Source organism: Crocosphaera chwakensis CCY0110, assembly GCF_000169335.1.
GTDB classification, from domain to species: Bacteria; Cyanobacteriota; Cyanobacteriia; order Cyanobacteriales; family Microcystaceae; genus Crocosphaera; species Crocosphaera chwakensis.
Genome location: NZ_AAXW01000064.1, coordinates 1 through 24,854 on the forward strand (window position 1 = coordinate 1; position 24,854 = coordinate 24,854).

General features: G+C 36.5%; 21 protein-coding genes, 1 tRNA gene and 1 pseudogene. 10 read left to right on the forward strand and 13 right to left on the reverse strand.

The window, feature by feature from the left end; translation table 11 throughout:
* Positions 1-239: type II toxin-antitoxin system RelE/ParE family toxin (locus CY0110_RS23295; RefSeq protein ID WP_008278048.1), on the forward strand; the 239-nt coding region annotated here is incomplete at its 5' end.
* Positions 240-323: 84 nt separating this feature from the next.
* Here CY0110_RS23295 and CY0110_RS31160 read toward each other — a convergent pair.
* From CY0110_RS31160 to CY0110_RS23310, 3 genes are all read right to left on the reverse strand, one after another.
* Positions 324-1,040, reverse strand: a complete 717-nt coding sequence (locus CY0110_RS31160) for a PEP-CTERM sorting domain-containing protein (protein ID WP_008278049.1) — start codon at positions 1,038-1,040, stop codon at positions 324-326.
* Positions 1,041-1,446: 406 nt separating this feature from the next.
* Complete coding sequence (locus tag CY0110_RS23305) at positions 1,447-2,439, reverse strand: TIGR00341 family protein (protein WP_008278050.1); 993 nt, start codon at positions 2,437-2,439, stop codon at positions 1,447-1,449.
* A 250-nt stretch (positions 2,440-2,689) separates the two neighbouring features.
* Positions 2,690-3,610, reverse strand: coding sequence for a cation diffusion facilitator family transporter (locus tag CY0110_RS23310; RefSeq protein ID WP_008278051.1), 921 nt, complete (start codon positions 3,608-3,610; stop codon positions 2,690-2,692).
* A gap of 63 nt (positions 3,611-3,673) precedes the next feature.
* Here CY0110_RS23310 and CY0110_RS23315 point away from each other — a divergent pair, with 63 nt between their 5' ends.
* Entirely contained in the window at positions 3,674-5,053 is a 1,380-nt protein-coding gene (locus tag CY0110_RS23315; RefSeq protein WP_008278052.1) for an anthranilate synthase component I, read from the forward strand.
* Between the two features lie 73 nt (positions 5,054-5,126).
* Complete coding sequence (msrP, locus tag CY0110_RS23320) at positions 5,127-6,110, forward strand: protein-methionine-sulfoxide reductase catalytic subunit MsrP (RefSeq protein ID WP_008278053.1); 984 nt, start codon at positions 5,127-5,129, stop codon at positions 6,108-6,110.
* Between the two features lie 307 nt (positions 6,111-6,417).
* Here msrP and CY0110_RS23325 read toward each other — a convergent pair whose 3' ends face one another.
* The 5 genes from CY0110_RS23325 to plsX all read right to left on the reverse strand — a co-directional run bounded on the left by CY0110_RS23325 (position 6,418) and on the right by plsX (position 11,771).
* Positions 6,418-8,205, reverse strand: coding sequence for an IS1634 family transposase (locus CY0110_RS23325; protein WP_008275778.1), 1,788 nt, complete (start codon positions 8,203-8,205; stop codon positions 6,418-6,420).
* Between the two features lie 354 nt (positions 8,206-8,559).
* Positions 8,560-8,633: transfer RNA gene (locus tag CY0110_RS23330), tRNA-Pro, on the reverse strand.
* A 36-nt stretch (positions 8,634-8,669) separates the two neighbouring features.
* On the reverse strand, positions 8,670-9,542 hold the full coding sequence (gene fabD, locus CY0110_RS23335; RefSeq protein ID WP_008278054.1) for an ACP S-malonyltransferase: 873 nt from the start codon (positions 9,540-9,542) through the stop codon (positions 8,670-8,672).
* Positions 9,543-9,585: 43 nt separating this feature from the next.
* Complete coding sequence (locus CY0110_RS23340) at positions 9,586-10,581, reverse strand: beta-ketoacyl-ACP synthase III (protein WP_008278055.1); 996 nt, start codon at positions 10,579-10,581, stop codon at positions 9,586-9,588.
* A gap of 149 nt (positions 10,582-10,730) precedes the next feature.
* Positions 10,731-11,771, reverse strand: a complete 1,041-nt coding sequence (gene plsX / locus CY0110_RS23345) for a phosphate acyltransferase PlsX (RefSeq protein ID WP_035800458.1) — start codon at positions 11,769-11,771, stop codon at positions 10,731-10,733.
* A gap of 223 nt (positions 11,772-11,994) precedes the next feature.
* Here plsX and map point away from each other — a divergent pair, with 223 nt between their 5' ends.
* Together map and CY0110_RS23355 are read left to right on the forward strand one after the other, a co-directional pair.
* The gene (map, locus tag CY0110_RS23350; RefSeq protein WP_008278057.1) at positions 11,995-12,861 is read left to right on the forward strand and encodes a type I methionyl aminopeptidase; all 867 of its coding nucleotides are present in this window, start codon (positions 11,995-11,997) and stop codon (positions 12,859-12,861) included.
* 192 nt (positions 12,862-13,053) lie between these two features.
* On the forward strand, positions 13,054-14,037 hold the full coding sequence (locus CY0110_RS23355) for a DnaJ C-terminal domain-containing protein (RefSeq protein ID WP_008278058.1): 984 nt from the start codon (positions 13,054-13,056) through the stop codon (positions 14,035-14,037).
* Here CY0110_RS23355 and CY0110_RS23360 read toward each other — a convergent pair.
* Positions 14,032-15,711, reverse strand: a complete 1,680-nt coding sequence (locus CY0110_RS23360; protein ID WP_008278059.1) for a transglutaminase-like domain-containing protein — start codon at positions 15,709-15,711, stop codon at positions 14,032-14,034. The genes CY0110_RS23355 and CY0110_RS23360 overlap by 6 nt on opposite strands.
* A gap of 349 nt (positions 15,712-16,060) precedes the next feature.
* On the opposite strand from CY0110_RS23360, the gene CY0110_RS23365 reads away from it, so the two are divergent.
* The 3 genes from CY0110_RS23365 to CY0110_RS23375 are packed head-to-tail and all read left to right on the forward strand — an operon-like array spanning position 16,061 to position 17,320.
* Positions 16,061-16,636 carry a Uma2 family endonuclease gene (locus CY0110_RS23365; protein WP_008278060.1) on the forward strand — a complete coding sequence of 192 codons (576 nt, stop codon included), beginning with the start codon at positions 16,061-16,063 and terminating at the stop codon, positions 16,634-16,636.
* Positions 16,637-16,688: 52 nt separating this feature from the next.
* Complete coding sequence (locus CY0110_RS23370) at positions 16,689-16,982, forward strand: nucleotidyltransferase family protein (protein ID WP_008278061.1); 294 nt, start codon at positions 16,689-16,691, stop codon at positions 16,980-16,982.
* The gene (locus CY0110_RS23375) at positions 16,979-17,320 is read left to right on the forward strand and encodes a HepT-like ribonuclease domain-containing protein (RefSeq protein ID WP_008278062.1); all 342 of its coding nucleotides are present in this window, start codon (positions 16,979-16,981) and stop codon (positions 17,318-17,320) included. Before CY0110_RS23370 ends, CY0110_RS23375 begins: the two co-directional genes overlap by 4 nt.
* Before the next feature lie 15 nt (positions 17,321-17,335).
* Here CY0110_RS23375 and CY0110_RS31675 read toward each other — a convergent pair.
* Positions 17,336-17,422, reverse strand: a pseudogene (locus tag CY0110_RS31675) (hypothetical protein); the annotation flags it as partial.
* A 97-nt stretch (positions 17,423-17,519) separates the two neighbouring features.
* Positions 17,520-18,278 carry a hypothetical protein gene (locus tag CY0110_RS23380; protein WP_008278063.1) on the reverse strand — a complete coding sequence of 253 codons (759 nt, stop codon included), beginning with the start codon at positions 18,276-18,278 and terminating at the stop codon, positions 17,520-17,522.
* Between the two features lie 259 nt (positions 18,279-18,537).
* On the opposite strand from CY0110_RS23380, the gene pruA reads away from it, so the two are divergent.
* Positions 18,538-21,510: an L-glutamate gamma-semialdehyde dehydrogenase gene (pruA, locus tag CY0110_RS23385; RefSeq protein ID WP_008278064.1), complete on the forward strand. Its 2,973-nt coding sequence runs from the start codon at positions 18,538-18,540 to the stop codon at positions 21,508-21,510.
* Between the two features lie 274 nt (positions 21,511-21,784).
* Positions 21,785-22,753 carry a hypothetical protein gene (locus CY0110_RS23390; RefSeq protein WP_008278065.1) on the forward strand — a complete coding sequence of 323 codons (969 nt, stop codon included), beginning with the start codon at positions 21,785-21,787 and terminating at the stop codon, positions 22,751-22,753.
* Positions 22,754-22,933: 180 nt separating this feature from the next.
* On the opposite strand, the gene CY0110_RS23395 is transcribed toward CY0110_RS23390, so the two are convergent.
* Entirely contained in the window at positions 22,934-23,545 is a 612-nt protein-coding gene (locus tag CY0110_RS23395) for an alpha/beta hydrolase (RefSeq protein WP_008278066.1), read from the reverse strand.
* A 15-nt stretch (positions 23,546-23,560) separates the two neighbouring features.
* The coding region (locus CY0110_RS23400) for an ABC transporter ATP-binding protein/permease (RefSeq protein ID WP_008278067.1) at positions 23,561-24,854 on the reverse strand (1,294 nt) is incomplete at its 5' end.

Below are 24,854 nucleotides of genomic sequence, written 5' to 3' on the forward strand. Positions count from 1 at the left end.
TTTGGTTTTATTTAGCTCAAACAAATGAACTTTTAGCAGATCAAAAAATTGGTCAAATTCTAGATAAATTTCCTATGCTCTCTCGATTCCCTGACATGGGGAGAAACCGCGATGATGTATCAATAGGAGTTAGAAGTTTTCCTATTAAGCCCTATATTATTTTTTATACTCATATCAAAGATGGGATAGAAATTGTCAGAATCCTACATCAATCAAGAGATATTAAAACTCAGTTTTGAGAAGCCAGCCAATAATAAAAAGAACATGAACTTATATCATGTCCTCACACACATTAAATCAATTTAATTATTAAGTGAAAAAAACTAGGCTTTGTTAGTTTTCTTTTGAGTAAGTTTACGTTTGAAAGCACTACCAAAACCAAGAGCAGCACCAGCACCTAACAGGGTTAAAGGTTCAGGAACAGGTTGAGAAACAAAAGTACCTGTTACAACGAAGTTATCAATCCCACTATTATTACCGACTAGACCAGAACTACCTTGGCCAGAAGCAGTTAGACGAAAAAAGAAGGTTGTATTAGCTTGGAGTGTATTGCCAGTAAAATCGAAGACAAATGGAACAGGAGAAGGATTAAGAAGAGTGTTAGAGTTAGGAAATAGATCAATGACACTATCCGTCGCTAATGTAGTAGTTTTGGTACTATCTAATAGATCAATAGTTAAGTCAAAGTCCCGTGAATTAATTTGCGAAGTCCCTACACCGCTAAAAATAAGGGCATCCAGACTAATTGTATCTAATTCTATCGCTTGAGATCCAACTGCTACAGTAATATCAACGGTCCAAGGACCTTGAGTGTGAAGATTTCGTTGAACGGCAAACAGGTCTTGTGTAGCAGCAGTATTAAATAAGTTAAAATCAGCTGTTAAATTGCCAGGATCACTAACCCCATTAGTTATCCAATTCAAGTTTGAAGCAGTCGCACCTGAAACAGTCCGTCCATCAAAATCAGTGGATAATATAGTAGCAGCATTGGCTGAATTAACTGAACTAAAAACAGTAACACCAGCTAATACCAATTTCAAAAAGTCTGGCTACACATTCAAGTAGGGGTCAACGGCCGTTGACCCCTACAACATAAACATCTGTAGTCTAAGTTAATGAAAAGGGTATAACAAGGCAACTCCTAAGTTCCAAGCTTTATAGCTACAGGATAAGGATAAAGAACCATTAAATATTGTCATATTTGTGTCATCCAAACTTTGCTGTTTTAAAGATAAATGTAGGAGGGGAAGATATCAACTAAAAATTGATTAATATTTTTTATACTTTTTTTTGTGAGTCAATATTTTTCCGAAAATTATACATGAAAAATAATATTGATGTGTTACTGGAATGGTTTGAGTAAAATAGTAAGAATTGGAAATGCCTGTATCTCTTTTCTGTTCCCTGTTCCCTTTCTCAACTATGTAATTTATTTTGTGTACTCACTTATTCTTCATCTGATGAATCAATCACGCTAGTTGGTGTCACTTCAAAAATTACTTTATAAGGATTTTCTAATTCCCGTTTTAAACGATTTTCAACAATTTCTACTACTTCTGGTTCAATGGGATTAGATGCTCTAGCTTTAACAATAACCACAGGAGGTTTTTTATTCCAGTTTACTCGAACTTGAAAGACATTAATATCAGGTCGATTGACTAAAGAACGAGTAACTAAAATTTTTTGAATAGAATCATGAATTTTTGCTTTACTAATTAATTGCCAAAAGCTAATACCCAATGGCACAGCTAAGAAAATAATCAAAATACTGAACACCCCAGGATAAGTTCTAGCAAACTCATTACTTCTCGCATATCCTCCTAAAAAATAGATAATAATACAAGCTAAATTAATGCCGATTAAATTAGTACAATATAATAGGCCAGCACCAGAAGCAATTCGCCATTCTCCTTGGGATAAAGCTAAACCAAAAACGCAAATAGGAGGCATCAAAGCGACAGCGATCGCCGTTCCTGGAATAGCATCCCCCACAGAAGGACGAATCTTGGCATAACCACTAATTCCCCCAGCTACAATGGCGATTAATAAATCAATTAATGTCGGTTGAGTTCTCGATAAAATTTCTCCCCCAAATTCGGGTAAAGAAATAATGAGTCCCACGATTCCCGAACAAAAAATAGATAAAAAAGTAGCAAAAATAACCGAAATGAAACTACGGCGTAATAACTCAATATCTCCTTCTAAAGTAGCAAAAGCAAATCCCCTTAACGGTAACATCAAAGGGGCAATAATCATCGCCCCAATGATAACAGCAGCACTATTAATAATTAACCCAAAGGTTGCTAGTAAACAAGATCCTAGACTAAGAACTAAGTAATTTTGTGTTAGTTGAGATTCTTCTAATAATGATTCTCTTAGTTTGAGAATAGGAATAGCCCCTAAACCCAATTTTTTGATCATTTGCCAACTTATTTGCATAAAAAAATTACCGCCAGGAAAATCGGTTAATTTATTGTAACAATTTATTTAACTTTTGGGTTTTTGATATTCATTACTATTTCTTATCTTCATCTCAATTTCTCTCAACCTTTTTACGGTACTAAACAGTTCAGATAACAAAAGATTAAACATAAAAACTATAAAATTTACCTAACAACTCGGTTTATACTAAAGACTAAGTTAACAATAATATTTTTTAATATATAATAATTTTTGATTAAATTACCCTTCAAATTTTATGCTCTGATGCTAGATGACATGGATAGTTTGGATCACCGGTTTCTATTTGTAATGTAGGATGTTCAATGCCAAACAAATCATATAATTGTTGAGAGGTTTCTGTTAAAAAGTTATCCCCTGGAAAGCCATTCGGCATGACTAAATGTACCGTTAAGGCTGTTTCACGGGTACTCATCGCCCAGATATGAAGATCGTGAATATGATCAACCCCAGGAAGTTCTGTTAAATAAGTTCTAACTGCTTGGGGTTCAATAGCAACAGGAACCGCATCTAAAGCTAAATTAACCGAGTCTTTCAATAGTTGCCAAGTTCCGATGACAATGACAACAACAATCACTAAACTAACCACAGGATCAAACCATAACCAACCAGTTAATAGAATAGCGACACCCGTCAACACAACCCCCAAAGAGATTAAAGCATCAGCAGACATATGTAAAAATGCCCCACGGATGTTTAAATCTTGATCCCGTCCTGACATAAATAATAAGGCCGTGATGGTATTAATAATGACTCCCACTAAAGCAACCATCATAATTGTCATACCAGGAATAGGGGTAGGATTAAATAATCGGGAAATGGCCTCCCAAGCAATACCTCCCATGACTAATAATAGGGTTAAAGCATTTAATAAAGCAGCTAAAATAGAAGAACGACGTAAGCCATAAGTGTAACGTTTTGTCGGAGGACGCTGGGCTAAAAAGTTGCCCACCCAAGCAACCAATAACCCAAAAACATCACTGAGATTATGACCGGCATCAGCTAACAGGGAAAGAGACCCGGTCCAAAACCCAAAAGCAAACTCGATAATAACAAAGACAACATTTAAAACCGTCCCAATAATAAAGGCGCGAGTATAGTTAGAAGCAGGGGGATGATGGTGATGGTGGTGAGTATGAGAATCAGGCATAATAATAGTTTGTATGTGGTAATGATAAAGGATAGTCACCAGACAATTTAGTTATAACTTAGTATGACTCATTTATTATCTTGGCATTGGCGATCGCTTCCCTTAAAAAAGTTAACAGGGTTAGAAGTTTTTGAGAGGTTATATGCTTCTAATGCTAACATTGCAACTTTATTAGAAAGTCCTTTTCCAACTCCTTCTGACTATCCTTATTTATCTCGTTATTCCATTTGTGCAGGGGAACCCCGAATTATTAATGATAAAAGTCAATTATGGACTCCCAAAGTAGGAAATATTTTACCATTTTTACAGAAATTATTAACACAAACAAACGGTAATTTGTCAAGTCCTGATCATCTTCCCTTTGCCGGAGGATGGTTAGGATGGTTAGGCTATGATTTAGCCTGGGAAATCGAATCTTTACCGCATTATAATCATGATACCCTGCCTTTTCCGATTGCCTATTGGTATGAACCTGAATCCTTTGCTATTTTAGATCATCTCGAACAAAAATTATGGTTAGGCAGTCATAGTTTTAAAGGGTTAGATAACTTACAATCTAAATTAGAAACAAAACCCTATTCTCTTCCTTACCCTCTGAAAGCTTCCCCCTCTCACTTATCTTTTTATACCGAACAACAAGAATATGAAAACGCCGTTCGTCAAGCTAAAAAATATATTCAAGCAGGGGATATTTTTCAATCCAATCTATCCTTAAGATTTCAAACTACGACCCCATTAACCAGTTGGCGATTATATAAAAAATTACAACAAATTAATCCCTCTCCCTTCGCTAGTTATTGGCGATCGCCTTGGGGAGATATGATTAGTTGTTCCCCTGAAAGATTAGTGAGTTTAAATAATAATATTGCTCAAACTCGTCCCATTGCAGGAACCCGTCCCCGTGGCAAGAATTTTACACAAGAAACAGCGATGTTAATGGAACTGTCTTCTGATATTAAAGAAAAGGCAGAACATATCATGTTAGTCGATTTAGAGCGTAACGACTTAGGCAAAGTATGTCAATGGGGTTCAGTAGAAGTAGATGAATTATTAACTATTGAAAGATATAGTCATGTTATTCACTTAGTTAGTAATATTAAAGGTAAATTACATCAAGGTAAAACATCGATTGATCTGATCAAAGCCTTATTTCCTGGGGGAACTATCACAGGATGCCCAAAAGTGAGATGTTTAGAAATTATTGAAGAACTAGAACCTGTTAAACGCAATTTATTTTATGGTTCTTGTGGTTATTTAGATTATCGAGGAAATCTAGACTTAAATATATTAATTCGTACCTTATTATATACTCCTTTATCCCCGAATTTATCTAGTGTTTGGGGACAAGTCGGTGCTGGAATTGTAGCTGATAGTGATCCAGAAAAAGAATGGTTTGAGTCCTTACAAAAAGCAAAAGCACAGTTAAAAGCCTTGAATTTATAACTTATTATTATGGTATGGTAGAAAGAAGTAAATATTCTTTTTTTTGTTTTTTTCTAAATCTATTTTTTTGGTTATGTCTTTAATTCGTATTCCTCCTGCTTGGTCTATTTCAGAGAATAAAATCACTCCCGAAACCGTTTATTTTAACCGTAGACGCTTCTTAAAAGGTGTAATCGGGGCAAGCATTGCCGGCAGTTTAGTTCCCCTTTCAGGATGCCAAAAATCAGCCTCTCAAACCGCATTAGAAGCCACCTTGCAACAGCCTAAAATTCCAGGGGTTAAAACCTCACCTAAATTCAATCAAGTAGATCGTCCTATGACCAAACAAATTTTGGCAGGACAATATAACAATTTTTATGAATTTGGAGGAACCAAAAAGATTTGGTTAAACGCTCAAAATTTACCCACAGAAAATTGGAAAGTTGAAGTTACAGGATTAGTTAATAATCCCAAAACTTACGATATAGATGATTTAAAAAAGAAATTTCCCTTAGAAGAAAGAATCTATCGTTTTCGTTGTGTAGAAGCTTGGTCGATGGTATTACCTTGGGTTGGCTTTCCCATGAAAAAATTAATAGAAGCAGTAAACCCCAAAAGCGAGGCAAAATATGTCCGTTTTACCTCCTTTTATGATAAAGATATTACCACTGGGCCTAGTTTTCACTTAGGGTATTTACCCTGGCCTTATAAAGAAGGATTAAGAATCGAAGAAATGGCTAATGATTTGGCCTTTTTTGCTGTAGGAATTTATGGACATGATTTACCCAAACAACATGGCGCACCTTTACGGATGGTTATTCCTTGGAAATATGGATTCAAAGGAGCAAAATCTATTGTTAAAATTGAATTTTTACAAGAACAACCAGCTACTTATTGGAACACCATTGACCCCAATGAATACGGTTTTGAAGCCAATGTTAACCCAAACAAACCTCATCCCCGATGGTCCCAAGCAACAGAAAAATTTATTAGTACAGGTCCCGGATTATCTTGGGAAATAAAAGAGACGTTACCTTACAATGGTTACGGGGAATATGTGGCTAGTTTGTATTCTTAGAAAGAATACTGTACATTCACTAATTAAATGTCGCAATTTAACAGATTAATGTCGCAAAACAAATAAGCTATAAACGTTATCTAAGGTATAAATACTTTTAACATTATGACTTAACATAAAGGTGTTGATAAAACATAAATATGAGACATCTAACAAATGCGCTTAATACGGTGTAAAGCTTCTTGTGGAGACAAGGGAGTCGCTAATATAGCAGAGTTAGTCAGATAGTAATATAACTGAACTTCCCCTTTGACAAAATGCCATAACGTATGCTGCGTGAAGGATACGCCGAATTAGCCACCTGTCTTTACTGGGTACAAATTGAAGAAATACCTAGTAAATCTAAAGCTTTTTGTTGCAGTTCAGTGGGTCGAGTTATTTTGTCAAAAACGTATTTTCCACTCTCTAAGGTACACTCGACTGTATTTAAGCAAATTGTTCCCAAATCTTCTATTAAGGTGCGGAAGCTATGAACTGGGAAGTTATCTTCAGTGCGTTTTTTTCTATCTTTAGCAACCGCAGAATCACTACGACTAGCTTTGATGATATCTTGATAGTTGTCATCAATTTCTTCATCTTCAAATAATAAAGGAGCTAATTTTTGTTTTAAATGCCATTCAACGTAATAAGCTAACATACATAAGAAAATATGCCCTTTTACTCTGTCTCCCTTATAATGATAAATAGGACGCACTTTTGTCTTGGAAAATTGCTCTACTTGGGGAAACCCCAAGACCGCATTTTCCGCTAAATCAATAGATTTATAACAACGGAAAGCTTCCTCTACAGAAGATAAACTTTTATACGCTTTGACCACTTCAAACCCATCCATCAAAGTTTTATCTACAGAAGTTCTCAAAATATAAATCCCATCTAAAGCTATTTCTTGGTCAATTAATTCTTGTTTACGCTCATAAGTAAATTCTGAATCTGTGATGTTTAGATTATAGTATTTATTAATTTTATACTTGTTTAAGACTTTTCCAACTCTTAAAGCTATTTTATCGGCTCCTTTCAAAGCTCTTTTTTCTCTTTTCGTGGCTTTAACAATCAAGTCAAATTGTTCTTCTACTATTCGTAATAATGCTTCTCTTTGTTTCTGATTTTTAGCAGCTATCAACGGGTTTCGACAAGCAATCAATCTTTCATGTGGGTAATCTTCACTTTCAAACTCAACTAAATTCACCTCATCAAATAATCCTAATTGAATTGACTCTACTTCTGCTAATTTTCTAATGCTTGCTTTAGTTAAACCACTAATATAATCTAATCCTTCCACTGGTTTAACTAATTCTTCAATATTTGAAGACGTTAAGATCCCTCTATCTGTTACCCATACTACGTTATGAACACCAAACCTTTTCCTAACTTTTTCTATTTGACTTTTTAGTGTCTTAGTATCTGAAGTATTTCCTTCAAAAACCTCTACAGCGATAGGACAACCATTCTGGTCACAGAGTAGTCCAAATACTATTTGCGTTTTCCCTTTCTTTTTATCTCGATTATATCCATATTTTCCTAATTCGCAGCTCTTTCCTTCCAAATAAGTTGAGGTAACATCATATAAAACTAATGAGCCATTATCTAAATGCAAACCAGCTAATTTATTTTCAATTTTCTCTTGTTTGTTGACTAACCAATCCAAAGCTTCATAGAGTTCGTCTTCGTCAGCCTTTTCTAAGTTTAAAACTTTTCCTAAACTATTACTAAACGTTTTCTCATGGAATCCTCTTGCTGTGGCTAATTTAGATTTAGGATTGATAATTCTCGCAATTATCATCCCCAAAACTAGGTTTCTAGTTCGAGAGGGAGTTTTGGCAATAATTTTGTCTAAACCTAACTTTTTAATCGTCTCTAATATGACCATTATATGACCGTGTGGACGGCTTGAAATTACCTCAAAATTATCGGGTATTGTTTCAGTCATTGAAACTTTAGCCCCTTTTAAAACCAGTTTCATATTATCAACAACATCATCTGGCAATGTTGATAAATTTGCCAGGGTTCTTTTTCTGACTTGATCTCCTTCTCTATAAGATTCGCGAAGAAGAACAGCCGGTGGGGAATTTCTGTTAGGAACACGCTCTATATACATGACTACTATTTTAGCTTAGTTCCCTTCTTACTGTCCATTAAGAAATATTACGATTTACATGGGTACAGCGTCGGAGTCTAATCTCTATATCCCTTGATAGATAGGCTTTTTAGCTTCGTGTACTAGATTTGTATGGGGGTAAGTTCAGATATAATTCAGCCATTACCTGTGAAGATACACAAACTTGCTCTTTTTCACTTGGTCTAAATATCTCTAATGCTATTCTATGTTGATTCGGGTTTTAAACCGTTAAGATCAAGCGTATTATTTTAGTTGTTATCCATGAATCAATATATTTGTGAATGGGAGCATCTTGCTCCCTAAACCTTCAATAGCTCTCTAAACCCTCAAAAATCGGGATGACTGGATTCGAACCAGCGGCCCCTTCGTCCCGAACGAAGTGCGCTACCAAGCTGCGCTACATCCCGTTAAGAATAGCATCTTAATTGTACCAAAATTGAAGGCTAAAAATCATTAAGACTTCCCACATTATTAACCTCAACCTCAGAACAAGCGCGCTTAATTAAACCCGTTAATACCTTACCTGGACCCACTTCTAAAACGTTAGTAATTTCCTGTTGAGGTAAAGCTAACATAATCTCGCGCCAACGCACTGATCTGATCATTTGTTGGGTTAAACGTTCTTTTAAGATGGTTGCTGAGATAGTGGGGGTAGGATCAACATTAGACAGTACAGGCACTTTTGCCTCAGAAAAATTAGCCTCTTCTAACAATTGTTTAAACTTGTCTGCTGCTTCGGCCATCATCGGAGAATGGAACGCTCCTGATACCTTCAAAGGGATAGCACGTTTCGTCTTCACCTGAGAACAGAGTTGATCGACTGCTTCAGGGGTTCCGGAAATAACTACTTGTTGCTCACTGTTGTCGTTAGCCAAAACCACATCAGGAATGGCTACGATCGCCTCTTCTAATTGAGATCGATCAAACTTCATCAACGCCACCATTTTACCCCCAGCAGCCTCACTCATCAACTCAGCACGACGTTTCACTAACGTCAAACCGGTAGCAAACTCAAACACTTCAGCAGCATATAAAGCAGAATATTCTCCTAAACTATGACCCGCCACTAAATCTACCTTTTGACCTTTATCTTTTAATAAGTCGATTAACAGACTTTCCACCACATATAAACAAGGTTGAGTATATAAAGTTTTAGCTAATTCTGTTTCATCCCCTTGACATTTATCTAACACGGACCACCCTAATATATCTTTTGCTTCTTCAAAGCGATCTTTGCCAATGGGAGTTGTTGCTAAATCGACTCCCATCCCCATTGCTTGTGATCCTTGTCCTGGAAATACCCACGCTGTTTTCATAATAAATAACCGATTGATTAATAGTTTAATAATTTTTTCTTGTTTAAATACCCCAACGGAAAATGGCTGCGCCCCATGTTAAACCAGCACCAAACCCTGACGTTGCTACAACATCCCCTGATTTTATTTTTCCTTGTCGGACTGCTTCATCTAAAGCTAGAGGAATAGAACCGGCTGAAGTATTTCCGTACTCATCTAAATTAGCAATGACTTTATGGGAAGGAATTTTAAGACGTTTAGCCACTGCATCAATAATTCTTTGATTGGCTTGATGTAGAATTAAACAGTCAATATCATCGGTTGTTAATTGAGCATTAAACAGCGCCTTTTCTATGACTTCTGGCACCTTTTCTACAGCAAAACGATAAACATCCCGTCCTTTCATGGTAATGGGTTCATAGATGCCTTGATTAACCGTTAAACCCTGCGTTAATTCTTTATCTGTACCCTGATAGCCAAGGTTTAAAGCATCGTGTTGTTTACCGTCACTGTACATGGCAAAACCTAATAAATGATCTGTGTCCAGGATTCCTTGACAAACGACGGCTCCAGCACCATCTCCAAACAGAACGCAGGTGGTTCGATCTGACCAATCAACCCAACGGGAAAGAATATCTGCCCCAATGACTAAGACATTTTGATAAACTCCTGTACGAATATATTGGGCTGCAGTGATTAGCCCAAAAACAAAACCTGAACAAGCGGCCGTTAAATCAAAAGCTACTGCATTATTTGCTTCTAAAATATGTTGTACTTTCGCTGCACTACCAAACAGATCATCAGCGGTAGAGGTCGCTAAAATTATCAAATCTATATCCCCAGGGATCAGGCCGGCCATAGCGATCGCTCTTTTTGCTGCTTGAGCGGAGAGATCACTCAAGGATGAGTTAGCTGTGGCCAAATGTCGTTTACGGATTCCTGTTCGGGTGCGAATCCATTCATCGGATGTTTCTACCAAAAGACTTAAATCGTCGTTGGTCACTACCTGTTTTGGTGCAGCAGAACCACAACCTATTATGCTTACCCCTATTGGTTTCAATAACCTTTCCCCCTAATAGTTCGTAACTAATCGATGAGAGTTGATAACGATCTCGATCTCCATTACCTGTTTTGATCTTTGGTGATGTTGGTTAGGTAATAAGGATGATAAAAAGATCCCTATTTATCTCTCGTTGCCTCATTATCCCATTATTTTTCCACCGACGTTTGAATACTATCAGGGGTCAGGTTTTCTTGAGAGGCTTTAATTCGTTCTAACACTTGATGATCGATTGCTTCTTTTGCTAGACGAACGGCATTAAAAATTGATGGAGCGTTAGAGCTACCATGACTAATAATACAAATACCGGCCACTCCTAATAATAAAGCTCCTCCATGTTCGGCGTGATCAATTCGTTGTTTTAGTTTTTTCAGGTTTGGTTTGAGGATAGCTGTTCCTAAAGCCCCTCGCCACCCTTGAGGAAGTTCTTCTCGCATAATTTGTAGGACGATTTCTCCCACAGCTTCAGCAAACTTTAACAAAACATTTCCTACAAACCCATCACACACAATCACATCAAAACGACCTGAAAGCACGTCTCGGCCTTCAGCATTACCGATGAAAGGAATAATTTTGTTATTTTCTAAGAGTTGGTAAGTCGCTAAGGCTAAATCATTACCTTTGCTCGATTCTTCCCCAATATTGAGAAGTCCTACTTTTGGCTCATTGACCCCCATTACATATTGACTGTAAATGGTTCCCATGAGGGCAAATTGTTCTAGATATTTGGGGCGACAATCGACATTCGCGCCCACGTCTAAAATGATCACGGATTTTCCTGCTAAAAGGGTCGGAAATACAGTTCCAATCGCGGGACGATCAATGCCTTTAAGACGACCTAATCTTAGGGTTGCTGCTCCCATGGCAGCCCCAGAGTGACCGGCTGATACTACTGCATCTGCTCGATTTTTCTTCACTAAATCCATAGACACATTGATCGAGGCTTTGGGTTTGCGCCGAAGTTCGCTAATGCCTTCGTGCATCTCGATCGCCCCTTCTGAGTCTACAATTTCTATATGGGGAGACGGCTGATGATTTTGTAGGGATGCTTCTATGGTCGGGCGATCGCCCACCAATAAAATATCCACATCTAACTCTTCAGACGCTCGGATTGCCCCTGCGACGATTTCGTTAGGGGCATGATCTCCCCCCATAGCGTCCACTGCTATTCTTGCGCGATTTCCTGCCATTGCTCAAAACGATAGAAGCCATCAAGATTTTAACAGAAGCCTTGAACAATTTTGAAATGAATCCTTAGTAATTTTTCTAATCACACTCATAATGATTATGAATTAAAAAGCCATTTTGTCTTTGATTCGGTTATTATTGCATAGATGCGATTAAGGCCAAACGAATGCCATGAAGTTCATCGTTTTAGGATAAAATGATCGTTGTAACATAACATTTTAAAAGATGAATTTTTTGACTAATCTTTTTTCTCCAGACAAAGACACCCAAAAAACAGTAAAAAAACCGCAACAAATTGGATTACCTACCACAAGAAAAGGTCGTCGAGGAATACAGATTAAATCTTCTGAAGAAATCACAATTATGCGTCAATCTTCTTTAATTGTGGCTACGGTTCTCAAAGAAATTCAAGAAATGGTTAAACCAGGAATGACTACGGGAGATTTAGATAATTATGCAGAACAAAGAATTAGAGAAATGGGAGCCAAACCCAGTTTTAAAGGTTATTATGGTTTTCCTGGATCAATTTGTGCCAGTCTTAATCAAGAGGTGGTTCATGGCATTCCTAATGCTAAAAGAAGAATTCGCCGAGGAGATGTTTTAAAAGTAGATACGGGAGCCTATTATCAAGGATATCATGGGGATTCTTGTATTACTATTGCTGTTGATAAAGTTTCCTCTAAAACTGCTCGCTTAATTCAGGCAGCAGAAGAGGCTTTATATGCAGGAATTAGTCAGGTAAAAGCAGGAAATTATTTATTAGATATTGCAGGAGCCATTGAAGATGTTGTTAAACAATATGGTTATTCTGTGGTAGAAGATTATACTGGTCATGGAGTCGGACAAAACCTACATGAAGAACCCCCAGTTTTTAATTATCGTACTCAAGAAATTCCCAACATTAAACTAAAAGAAGGCATGACTTTAGCTATAGAACCAATTGTCAATCAGGGATCAAAATATACCAAAACATTACGCGATCGCTGGACTGTAGTCACGGTAGATAATAATTTATCAGCACAGTTTGAACATACAGTATTAGTAACAGCAAACGGCTATGAAATCTTAACTGATCGAACCCATCTTAATTAAAAGTACCATTAAAAAATCAATTTTTTAAAATAGTTTTTAACCTAAACTCAACAATCGTTAGTTATTAATTATTAACTAGCAATTACTAATTATATTTCGGCATTCCCTACCTTGAACGGAAACCTGATAGGTGTTCTATCGATTAACATTAAGATATAGGACAATATTTTCAAGAATCATTCTACAGGAGATATGGATTACAAAGATTACTATGCTACATTAGGCATCGACAAAAGTGCCAGCGCAGACGAGATCAAAAAAGCCTTCCGCAAATTAGCGGTAAAATATCATCCTGACAGAAACCCTGATGATAAGCAAGCTGAAGAACGTTTCAAAGAGATCAGCGAAGCTTATGAAGTATTGTCTGATGCTGAAAAACGGAAAAAATATGATCAGTTTGGTCAATATTGGAAACAAGCAGGCCAAAGCACTTGGCCAGGTGCCGCCGGTGCTAACGTAGATATGGGAAACTTTGATTTCAGTCAGTATGGTAATTTTGAAGAATTTATCAATGAATTATTAGGGCGTTTCTCCACTCCAGGAGGCGCAGGGGCGAGAAGTTATAGTTATAGTAGTCCAGGAGCAGGTTATAGTAGCAATTTTAATGATTTTGGTGGTGGTTTTGGTAATCAAGCGCCGGCCTCGAACCGAGAAGCAACCTTAAAACTGACGTTTTCTGAGGCATTTCGTGGGGTACAAAAACGCCTAAATTTAGGTAACGAGATCATCGATGTACGTATTCCACCAGGGGCTAAAAATGGCAGTCGTATCCGTGTTCGGGGTAAAGGAGGAAGTAGTCCCTATAGTCAAAATAGAGGAGATTTATATCTTAATGTAGAATTGACTCCTCACAACTTTTTTAAGTTTGAAGATGATAATTTAGTGTGCGAAGTTCCTATTACCCCCGACGAAGCGGTTTTAGGAACCACTATCGATGTACCTACTCCTGATGGAATGGTAACGGTTAAAGTTCCCCCAGGAATTCGTTCCGGTCAGTCTTTACGGTTGAAAGGGAAAGGGTGGGTAACACCGAAAAAAGGAAGAGGGGATCAATTTGTGAAAATTACCATTGAGACACCTCAAAATATTAGTGAAACCGAACGGACTTATTACGAAAAAATTCGTGATAGTCGTACCTATGAACCCCGAAAACATTTACAACAGATCAGTTTATGAGGGGGAACATTCTTCTAAAATGGTGAACTGTACATGATTAATTGCTAAATTCCCAATAGAAACCTGTTGTTTATTTAAAACAGTTCCGTCAATCATTAATCTTTCAAAAGGAACCCCTTTACTCATTTCTGCATGATACCAAGCTAACCCCATAAAAAACCGCGTGGGATAAGGCCCGCCTTCAAAAATATCATCGGGGTTAGATTCCATTGGCAACCAACCAATACCAGGAATATAAAACTCTAGCCAAACATGATTATAATCAGGTTTTAGAGGAATTTGACGAACTAAAGCCGAAGCCGGACATTTGTAACGGCCGACGGTACGACAAGCAATGCCATTTAAACGAAATAAAGCTAGTAACACCCCGACGTATTCCCCACATGAACCTACACCCCGTCTGAGGGCAATATCGGGGGTATCAATATGGGGTTTAATGCCATAGGAAAGGCGATCATAGACGTAATTACGAATACTATAAATTTTTCTGAGAAGGTTGGTTTCTCGTCCCACTGCTTCGACTGCAGCCCGTTGTATGATATCCGTATCCATTGCTAAATTATCATTATCCACTAAATAGCGATCGCCGTAGTCTGGAGGCATTTCTGGAAGGGTTTCGCAGTTACGGGGACTTAAGTTATATTTAATGCCACATACTTCAATTAAGGCTTTCCAGCCAAAAATACAACGAGTATTCTCCGTTAAGGTATCAAATTTAAACACGGCCACTCGTTGACCATTTTCTTCTATTTCCGTGAAAGGTAGACCAACTGCTTCAACTTTGTGAACTTTTTGACGATGAGTTTGAGCCGGTAGAGCAATACGCCATTCTAAATTTTTCAGTTCAATAGGATCAAGGGGGGCCAACTCTTCAACGTAGGACATTTCTATGAGATAACCATTAGATAGAGCATAATGATCATCGGCATAGTAGCGAAAATATAAAGGATGGATAAAGGTTTCTATGCGATAGAGGAGTTCATGGTTAGGATCGGCGTTAGGATTATCACGAATGTAGGGTTCATTGTTCACATAAGAGACATATAAAATGTCTTGATCGGTATTTGGATCATGATAAAAACTGATGCCGGTGGGACATTCAAAGGGGGTTAATAAACTAAATTTTTGTTTTCCTGTTGCTCTATCTAAACAATAAACACTTTGTTCTAAGGTATCACTTATCCACAATTCTTCTTCTTTGATAGTGATATTTTCGATACCAATTCCTGGGGAATATAAACGGGTAATTTCTTGGGAATTTTCTCGGTTAAAAACGGCGATGGTTCCTGTTTTTTGGGAGGAAATATAAACCGTTGATTTATAGATAGCGACACCGTTAACAGGATCAGAAAGTCGAACAAATAGTTCACAGTTTAAGTGAGGATCGTCTAAGTTACAATAATAAACACTATAACGAGAAGTAAACCAGAGTGTATTATCTGCGATCGCTAATCCTGTCGCCCCGATAAACTCTTCCCAGTGATTACTATTAATAACTTTTGTATTGTGGCTAATGGGATCAACTTCTAATAGATAACCATTGCGATTATCTAAGGCATATAATTTATTGTTATAGAAAGCAATTCCATGAATTTCTGAGGCTGCAATGGGGCGAATAGTTGCACCATTAAACTGTTGTTGTGGGGAGACAGATAAAAGGGTATCAGAAATCATATTTTATGCTTAACTTATGTCTATCAGTGAACAGTTACCAGTTACCAGTGAACAGTTATCAAAATTTGCTCATGAATCATTTATTATTACTGGCTTTCTCTAGTCTATCAAGTTTAGCAGAATAAAGCCTTAAAAAATGCTTATTTTGAACCAATTATTAGCTTAAAATCTTTTATTTTTATTAATTTTTTTCTGATGGGAGCAAGTTTATGCTAGAAACTAACTTTGATCAAGGATAGGTTAAGAGCAAGTATAATATAATTTCTTGTAATCAGTTTAATAATAGCTGTCTAATCAACTCTAAAACTGTACATAATTAAAATAAAACTTTAGTCAAATACTGATCATTATGTTAGAAACTAAACCAAAATTTCAAACCTTTGAGGACTATTTAGCTTACGAAGATGATACAGACAAATTGTATGAATTATTTAATGGGAAATTAATTGAGATGGCTCCAGAATCAGGAATTAATGTGCAAATTGGGATCTTTTTGATCTTGCAGTTTTCTAAATTTCTTGATTATCGTCAGATCCGAGGTCAAGGATTAGAATTAGAAGTAAGAGGGGAACCGAGAAACCGTTATCCTGACCTTACCATAATTAGAGAAGAACATATTAATTTATTAGCAAAACGTAATACCATTCGTTTGTTTATGCCTCCTCCTTTATTAGTAGTAGAAATTGTTAGTCCTGGGGAATTACAACGACATCGAGATTATATTGCTAAACGGATGCAATATCAAGATTGCGCTATTCCTGAATATTGGATTATTGATCCTGAAAATAAAACCTTATTAGTCTTGAACTTAAAAGATAAAATATACATTGAAGTAGGAGAGTTTTCAAGAGACGATAAAATCATATCCTCTCAATTTCCTCAATTAGATTTGTCATTAACACAGCTTTTTGAGATAAAAAGTTAAAAAAATATATCATCTGCTATCTTTATAAGTCTAATTTACAACAGTTCAAATTATGAAGCTTAAACAATTTTTATCAGAAAAACGAGAGGAAATTCTTAAGATTGCGGCCAAACACGGAGCATACAATGTGCGTATTTTTGGGTCTGTTGCGAGGGAAGATGATGATGAAAATAGTGATATCGATTTTTTGATTGATTATGATTTATCTAAAACCACTGCTTGGTTTCCGATGGGGTTAATTTTAGAGTTAGAAGGTTTATTAAACCATAAAGTTGATATAGCAACGGATGATTCGTTACATGAGTTTATCCGTGATAAGGTACTTGAAGAGGCAATTAAATTATGAAAGATTCTCGTATTTATTTAATTCATATTCGAGATTGTTTGGCGAGAATTAAAGATTATACTGTTGAAGGAAAGCAAGTATTTTTTGAGGATTTGAAAACCCAAGATGCTGTTATTAGAAATCTTGAAATAATGAGCGAATCTGTGAATAAATTACCGTCTCAATGGACAGAAGCTTATCCAGGTATGAAATGGGAGGAAATTAGAGGTCTACGTAATCGTTTAGCTCATGAATATCTCAATGTTAATCTTAATATAATTTGGGATATTCTCGAGAATGATTTACCAAATTTTGAGGCAACGATAGAAGCGATCACACAACAATTTTGGAATAGTTAATTATTGTGTCACTGTTTAATCATAATTCAAATCAGCAAAGGGTAATAATAACGTATTTTCAATTTCTTCTCTTACTTCTCGACTAATATAACACTCACTATTTAAACATTAGCATCCATAATAAGTTAAGCTTCTATCTCATTGAAAAAGTTTCAGTTTAGTAATTCTAACAATTATTAAACTGAAACTGGCAAATAATTTAATAGCTATTTCCATTTTTTCGGGAACATTTGCCAGTAGCAGGATGAACCCCATACATACATTTACGACCTGTAATTGATACATTACCCCTCCCACCACGGTAAACAGTTTCAGATTGCTGAGTAGAGTTAGAGTATTGTTGTCTGCGGGAAGTTGCTTGTTTTTGACGCATTTTCTCAGTTTTTTGTTTAGCAATAATTGTATAACAATCCACTAAATAAGATACTCTCGCTTTGCCAATTCTATTATAAATACTATCAACTGAGCAAGCTTTAAAACTATCCTCAATCTGTACAGTATTAAATCCTTGTGCTATCATCCAATTTTCTATTTCTGTTTGCTTTTCCACTGAACTTAATTCAACAGGTGGTGGCAATGGTTCACTTATTATTTCTTCTAAGGAGGAAGAAGAAGAAACTGTAGATGTATCAGACGTTTCTGAAGAATTTTCTACTGAATTCGTATTAGAATTAGTTTCCAATGAATTCGGTGCTACTAAAGCCAGAACAAACGCACAGCCCACAAATGTTAACACAACATTATTGAAAACTTGAAAAGTTCTGAGTCCTATTTTATGCCATTTTTCTGTACTTTTTTTAGCTTGTTTAGAAAGAGCATAATTAACTCCTGCATTAGCCGCCAAGTTTATTGTCATCGCTAATGGGTTAAATATAATTAATGATATTAAAAAAGTATAGATTAGACTGTAAGTCATGCCAGACTTCAATATCATTTTCAGTAAAGTTTGATCTTGCACTTTAAGTTACCCCTATTCATTATCAAGTAATGATAGAGTTTCCTTATTGTGTTAAAAAATTCTCATTAAACAGCTCAAATATTCACAATTTTTGAGTCCATATTATTTAAGGTGGGTTAAGTATAAATTAGCTTACCTATTAGTCGGTGTCACCTCTAAGGTAAAATCAAAGAAGAAAGTAAAATTAAATACTTTTACTCAACATTAGCCTTAAAAATTACTACGCGCCTCACACACTATGATAGGAGAGTATTAAATTTTGGTAGTACAACTAGATTCTAAAACCTACGAACAACGAACCCAGGAAATAGCAAAAGAATTAATCGCCCAAACCCGTGAAAAACGCTCATTATGGTCAAAAATCGGCGATCAGATGCGTTGGGATGATAAACTACTAGATTTTGCGATGAGTAACCCTGGTTTACGGGTGCAACTGTTCCATTTTATCGATACCTTACCCGCGCTACAAAGTAATGCAGAAATAGCACACCATCTGCAACAATACTTAGGGGATGAGTCGGTAGAGTTACCAGGCGCGTTGAAAGGTATTCTTAACTTTACTGATTATAATTCCCTTCCGGCGAAAATAGCAGCCGAAACCATTAGTAAAGCGGTGCAAACTTTAGCATTCAAGTATATTTCTGGCGAAACGATTCCTCAAGTTATTAAAACCGTCGAAAGACTCCGAAAAGAGAAAATGGGGTTTACGATCGACTTGTTAGGGGAAGCAGTTATCACCGAAAGTGAGGCCAAAGCTTATCTCGATAGTTATCTCGACTTGATGGAAAAATTAGCTGATCAGTCGAAAAAATGGTCAAATGTAGCACAAATAGACCAAGCAGGAAGTGAAAAGTTAGCTAAGGTTCAAGTATCGGTTAAATTGACCGCTTTTTATTCCCAGTTTGACCCTATTGATCCCCAAGGAAGTAAAGAAAAAGTCTGCGATCGCATTCGTATTCTTCTCCGTCGCGCAAAAGAGTTAGGGGTGGCTATCCATTTCGATATGGAACAATATGTTTACAAAGACCTAACTCTGTCTATCTTGAAAGAATTATTGTTAGAAGATGAGTTCCGCAACCGTAGCGATATTGGTGTCACGTTACAAGCATATTTAAGAGACTCTAAACAAGACTTACAGGATCTCATTGCTTGGGCAAAACAGCGAGGAACTCCCATTACAATAAGATTAGTAAAAGGGGCCTACTGGGATCAAGAAACGATTAAATCTGAACAAAATCATTGGCCGCAACCAGTATATAACCAAAAAGCCGCCACAGATGTTAATTATGAAGAGATGACCCAATTATTATTGGAAAATCATCAATATTTATACGCTGCTATTGGGTCCCATAACGTGCGATCGCAAGCAAGGGCGATCGCCATTGCAGAAACCTTAAACGTTCCCTCTCGCGCTTTCGAGATGCAGGTATTATATGGAATGGGGGATCAGTTAGCCAAAGCGTTGGTTAAAACAGGACATCGTGTGCGAGTATATGCGCCCTACGGAAACTTACTACCAGGAATGGCCTATTTAATTCGTCGTTTATTAGAAAATACCGCTAATAGTTCTTTCTTACGGCAAAATTTAGAAGAAAGACCCATTGAAGATTTAATTAGTCCCCCTGTAGTTTCTGAAGAGAAGAAGACAAGACACACAGACGAAGACTTTGTTAATACTGCGGACACCGATTATTCTAGGCAAGTATTACGGAAAAAAGCACAGCAAGCTTTAGCTAAAGTTAAAGATAGTCTCGGTAAAACCTATTTACCTTTAATTAACGGGGAATACGTTCAAACTGATGTCATTATCGACTCTTTGAATCCCTCTAAATCTTCGCAAGTTGTGGGACAAATTGGCCTAATTTCTGTTGAACAAGCAGAACAGGCATTAAACGCAGCAAAAGAAGCATTTACAGGGTGGAAGAGAACACCAGCTACAGAAAGAGCGAGAATACTACGTAAAGCTGGCGATTTGATGGAAGAACGCCGTCATGAGTTATGCGCTTGGATCTGTCTAGAAGTGGGTAAAATATTGCAACAAGCAGACGCAGAAGTATCCGAAGCGATCGACTTTTGCCGGTATTATGCTGATGAAATGGAACGGTTAGATAAGGGTTATAACTACGATGTAGCCGGGGAAACCAACCGTTATCATTATCAACCCAGAGGTATCGCTTTAGTTATTTCTCCGTGGAATTTTCCCTTTGCGATCGCTACTGGAATGACAGTAGCAGCATTAGTGACAGGAAATTGCACCTTATTGAAGCCAGCCGAAACCTCAACCGTTATCGCTGCTAAAATTGCCGAAATATTAGTAGATGCTGGTATTCCTAAAGGCGTGTTTCAACTGGTTCCTGGTAAGGGGTCAAAAGTTGGGGCCTATATGGTCAACCATCCTGACGTACATTTGATCGCCTTTACGGGATCGAGGGAAGTGGGATGTCGCATCTATGCAGATGCAGCTATCTTACAACCCGGACAAAAACATCTGAAACGGGTAATCGCAGAGATGGGGGGTAAAAACGCTATTATTGTCGATGAAAGTGCAGACCTGGATCAAGCGGTTGCAGGGGCTGTGTTTTCTGCCTTTGGATATAGCGGTCAAAAATGTTCAGCAGCCTCCCGTATCATCGTTTTAGACCCCGTTTACGACGCTTTCTTAGAACGGTTTGTGGATGCTACCAAGTCCTTGAATGTGGGGCCAACGGATGAACCCTCTACCCAAGTCGGTCCGGTAATCGATGCAACGGCACAAAAACGCATTCTAGAGTACATCGAAACCGCAAAACAAGAGTCAACCCTCGCCCTACAAATGGAAGCGGTTGACAACGGTTTTTATGTAGGTCCCACCATCTTTGGGGATGTGTTACCTAACCACACTATTGCCCAAGAAGAGATATTCGGTCCAGTGGTTGCTGTGATGCGAGTGAAGAACTTTGATGAAGCGTTAGAAGTGGCTAATGGAACCGACTACGCCTTAACTGGTGGGTTATACTCTCGGAGTCCCGAACATATCGAACAAGCCCAGAAAGAGTTTGAAGTGGGTAACTTGTACATTAATCGTACTATTACCGGAGCGATCGTTGCCCGTCAACCCTTTGGTGGGTTCAAGTTGTCTGGTGTGGGTTCCAAAGCAGGAGGACCGGACTATTTATTACAGTTCCTCGAACCCCGTCATATTAGTGAGAATATTCAGCGTCAAGGGTTTGCACCCATAGAAGGCGCCGAGTAACTTGTAGGGTGGGCATTGCCCACCTTACTTAATTTTAAAAACATGAATATGATTACTTATATCGCTTATACACTATTCACAAAGATAATGATGGTGATTATGGTGTACAATTTTACTGGCGAGGCGAACATCATCCGTATTCCTATGATGATATTAGAAACAACCAGTTAAGTTTTGGAACTGGGCATTAGGAATAGGAAAGTGGGAAGAAATGGAAGAAGAAAAAGTTTTTGAACGGGATTTAGTGGTATATTTCTAAAGTAATTAAGCTAAAATGATTTCAACAAATTATATGAGAAACCAACCATTAATTTATCTTCATATTGGTACTTTTAAAACTGGAACAACTTCTATCCAAAGTTTTTTATCTAAAAAGATGAATATACTTCTAAAAGAGGGAATTTTATATCCTTTATCTAGTAGAACTAAAAAATATCCTAACGCTCATCATAACTTAGCTTCAGAATTAATCAAGGAAAATAGAAGCTATTTACCTAATGAAATGTATGAGATGAATGCTGGAATATGGAAAGATGTAATCAAAGAAATTGAAGAATTTAAAGGTAAAAAAATTATTATTTCTTCAGAGCATTTTAATCGGTTAAATATTAAAGAAATTGAGATGATTAGAAAACATTTATCTAATTATGAAGTAAAAATTATAGTTTTTTTAAGAAAGCAAGATGAGTATTTTAAATCATATTACTGTCAAGATGTGAAAATCGCTCATTATTGGGGAGATATAAGAAATTATATAGCCAAATATAAGAACGAAGGCAACTATTATCAAAAACTTAAACCCTGGAAAGAAACTTTTGGTCAAGAAAATATAATTGTTAGATTATTTAATAAAGATTTGAAAAATGACTTGATTAATAAATTTTTAGCAATTGTTGATGTTAAATTAGAGGAATCTCAAGATAAAAAAAAAGAAATAAAAAATGTAACACCTCCGCCAAAAGTCATTAAAGTCATTAATTCTTTAAATATAGTAGCTAGAGGTAAATTAAAATTATCGAAAGAGCAGTGTAGAGTTTTATATTTAAATTCTTTGTTGAATTCCCAAAATAAAATCAGAAAAATTATTGAACGAATTCCTAATTTTTTACTAGACAATCAACTTCTTTCTGAAGAAGAAGAAAAGCAACTACTTCAAGAATTTGAACAGTCTAATCACCAAATTGCTCAAGAATATTTACATAGCTATAGCACTCAGGGATCATATGTTAGAGAAATACCTTAGTCAAGTTAATCGGCTATTGTCCCCTAACAGCTACTAGCATTATTCATGTGATCCAAGCCGTGACTTAAGATTTTCTTCATAATTCCCTTTTTGTCCGCTAGCGGGCGGTTTAATGGCTACTTTTTGTATATAAAAATGTGATGATGCTTGTTCTATTTATCCACCCTAAAATATTATTTTTTATAGAGTATTATCCTTAACAAATTTCTCAAAAATAGGCAAAACATCTGCTGAAATTTCATGACCCATAGCAAACTCATAGTATTCAACTTTAGCGTCAATGGTTGTTAATTCATCCCTAGCTTTTTGCGCCATTTCCACAGGAATAACCATATCATTTTTCCCATGAATAATTAAAATAGGTGGAATAAGAGAGGTTAACTTTTGCGGTTGAAACTGTAAATAGCCACTGAAACTACAAATACCAGCTAAAGGTAAATTAATTCCCACATCAAGAGACATTGCTCCCCCTTGAGAAAACCCACTTAAAATAGTACGAGATAGGGGAATACCTGTATTTTCTTCTAAAGAAAGTAACCAATCATTTAGTAATTGACGGCTTTCTTCTATCCCTTCATATTCCCCAGTTTCTAAAGCATACCAAGCACGTCCTCTAGGAACTTGTGGATGAGAAAAAGGGGCATTAGGAAATAGTAATTGATAGTTAGGAAGGGTTAACATGGAGGATAAAGCGGCTAAATCTTCAGCATTTGCCCCCCACCCATGTAACATAATTAACAAATGTTTAGGTTCAGTATTTTTCGGTTTGATAGAAATGGCTTTCAAAGACATAAATTTGTTTAATTATTAATTCTCAATTTTTTTAAGTTGCCAGTTTCCTTCATCCAATATTTCTAATAATTGTTGATGGTATTGACTTAAGGTTGGGCGATGTCCCACACTAATATAAGTTGTCCCCATATGAGATAATTCTTGATAGAGTCTTTCTTCATTTTTTACATCTAATGCACTGGTAGCTTCATCTAAAATAGCATAACGGGGTTTCGTCACTAAAATTCTAGCAAAAGCCACTCTTTGTTGTTCTCCCAATGATAAGACATTTTCCCAATTTTCTTGGGCTTCAAAATCAAATCTATCTGATAAATTGGGTAAATTGACCGTTTTTAATATATCCTTTAATTTTTCATCTGTAATCTCTTTTCCCGTATTAGGATACAATAATTGTTCCCTTAATGTTCCTAAAATCATGTATGGTTTTTGGGGTAAAAATAAGATAGCTTCGGCATCAGGACGATAAATAATTCCGTTCCCAGAATTCCATAATCCTGCGATCGCTCTTAATAAGGAACTTTTCCCGGTTCCACTGGCTCCCATAATCAATAAATTGCTATCATGACTCACATTTAAGGACACATTTTGGATTAAAGTTCTCTCAGAATTGGGTGGATGTAAAGTAACATTTTCAAGGGAAACATCAGACGCTTTGTGGGTATAAATAAAACTGGTTTGTTCCTTTTCTTTTTTAAACGCTTTGGGATCTAAGGATTCATAAAATTCCCCTAAACGGTTGATACTCGCAGCAAATTCTGTAATATTTTGAATTTGATTGGTGATTAAAGAAAGCGCACTTAAGACTTGGGAGAAAGCTACACTCGCTTGAGCGATCGCTCCAAAATCTAACTCTCCTTGTAGGTACAAGGGAGCGATAATAATATAAGGAATTAAACGAGTAAAATAATTGTACCCTAATTGGAATAAAGTAATAACAGATTGCCAAATAATTAAGAGATCAAAGTTTCTAATGGCTGAAATTAATCTATCAATAACTTGTCCTCTTTCTAGGGACTCACCTCGATAAAACGCAATAGATTCTGCATTATCTCTTACCCTCACCATACTATAACGAAAGTTAGCTTCTAATCTTAATTGATTATAGTTAATACTAACTAAACGACTTCCAACAATTAAGGCAACTGCCGTTCCAAAAATTGCATAAATCAATAGTCCCCAAGTTAGTGCTTTAGAGATAGTATAAAGAATAGCTGAAAAAGAAAATAATGTCAAAATGGAATCCAGAATATCTAACAAAAAATCAAGGGTTACTGTGGTAAATGATTTAATATCTTGAGTTATTCGTTGA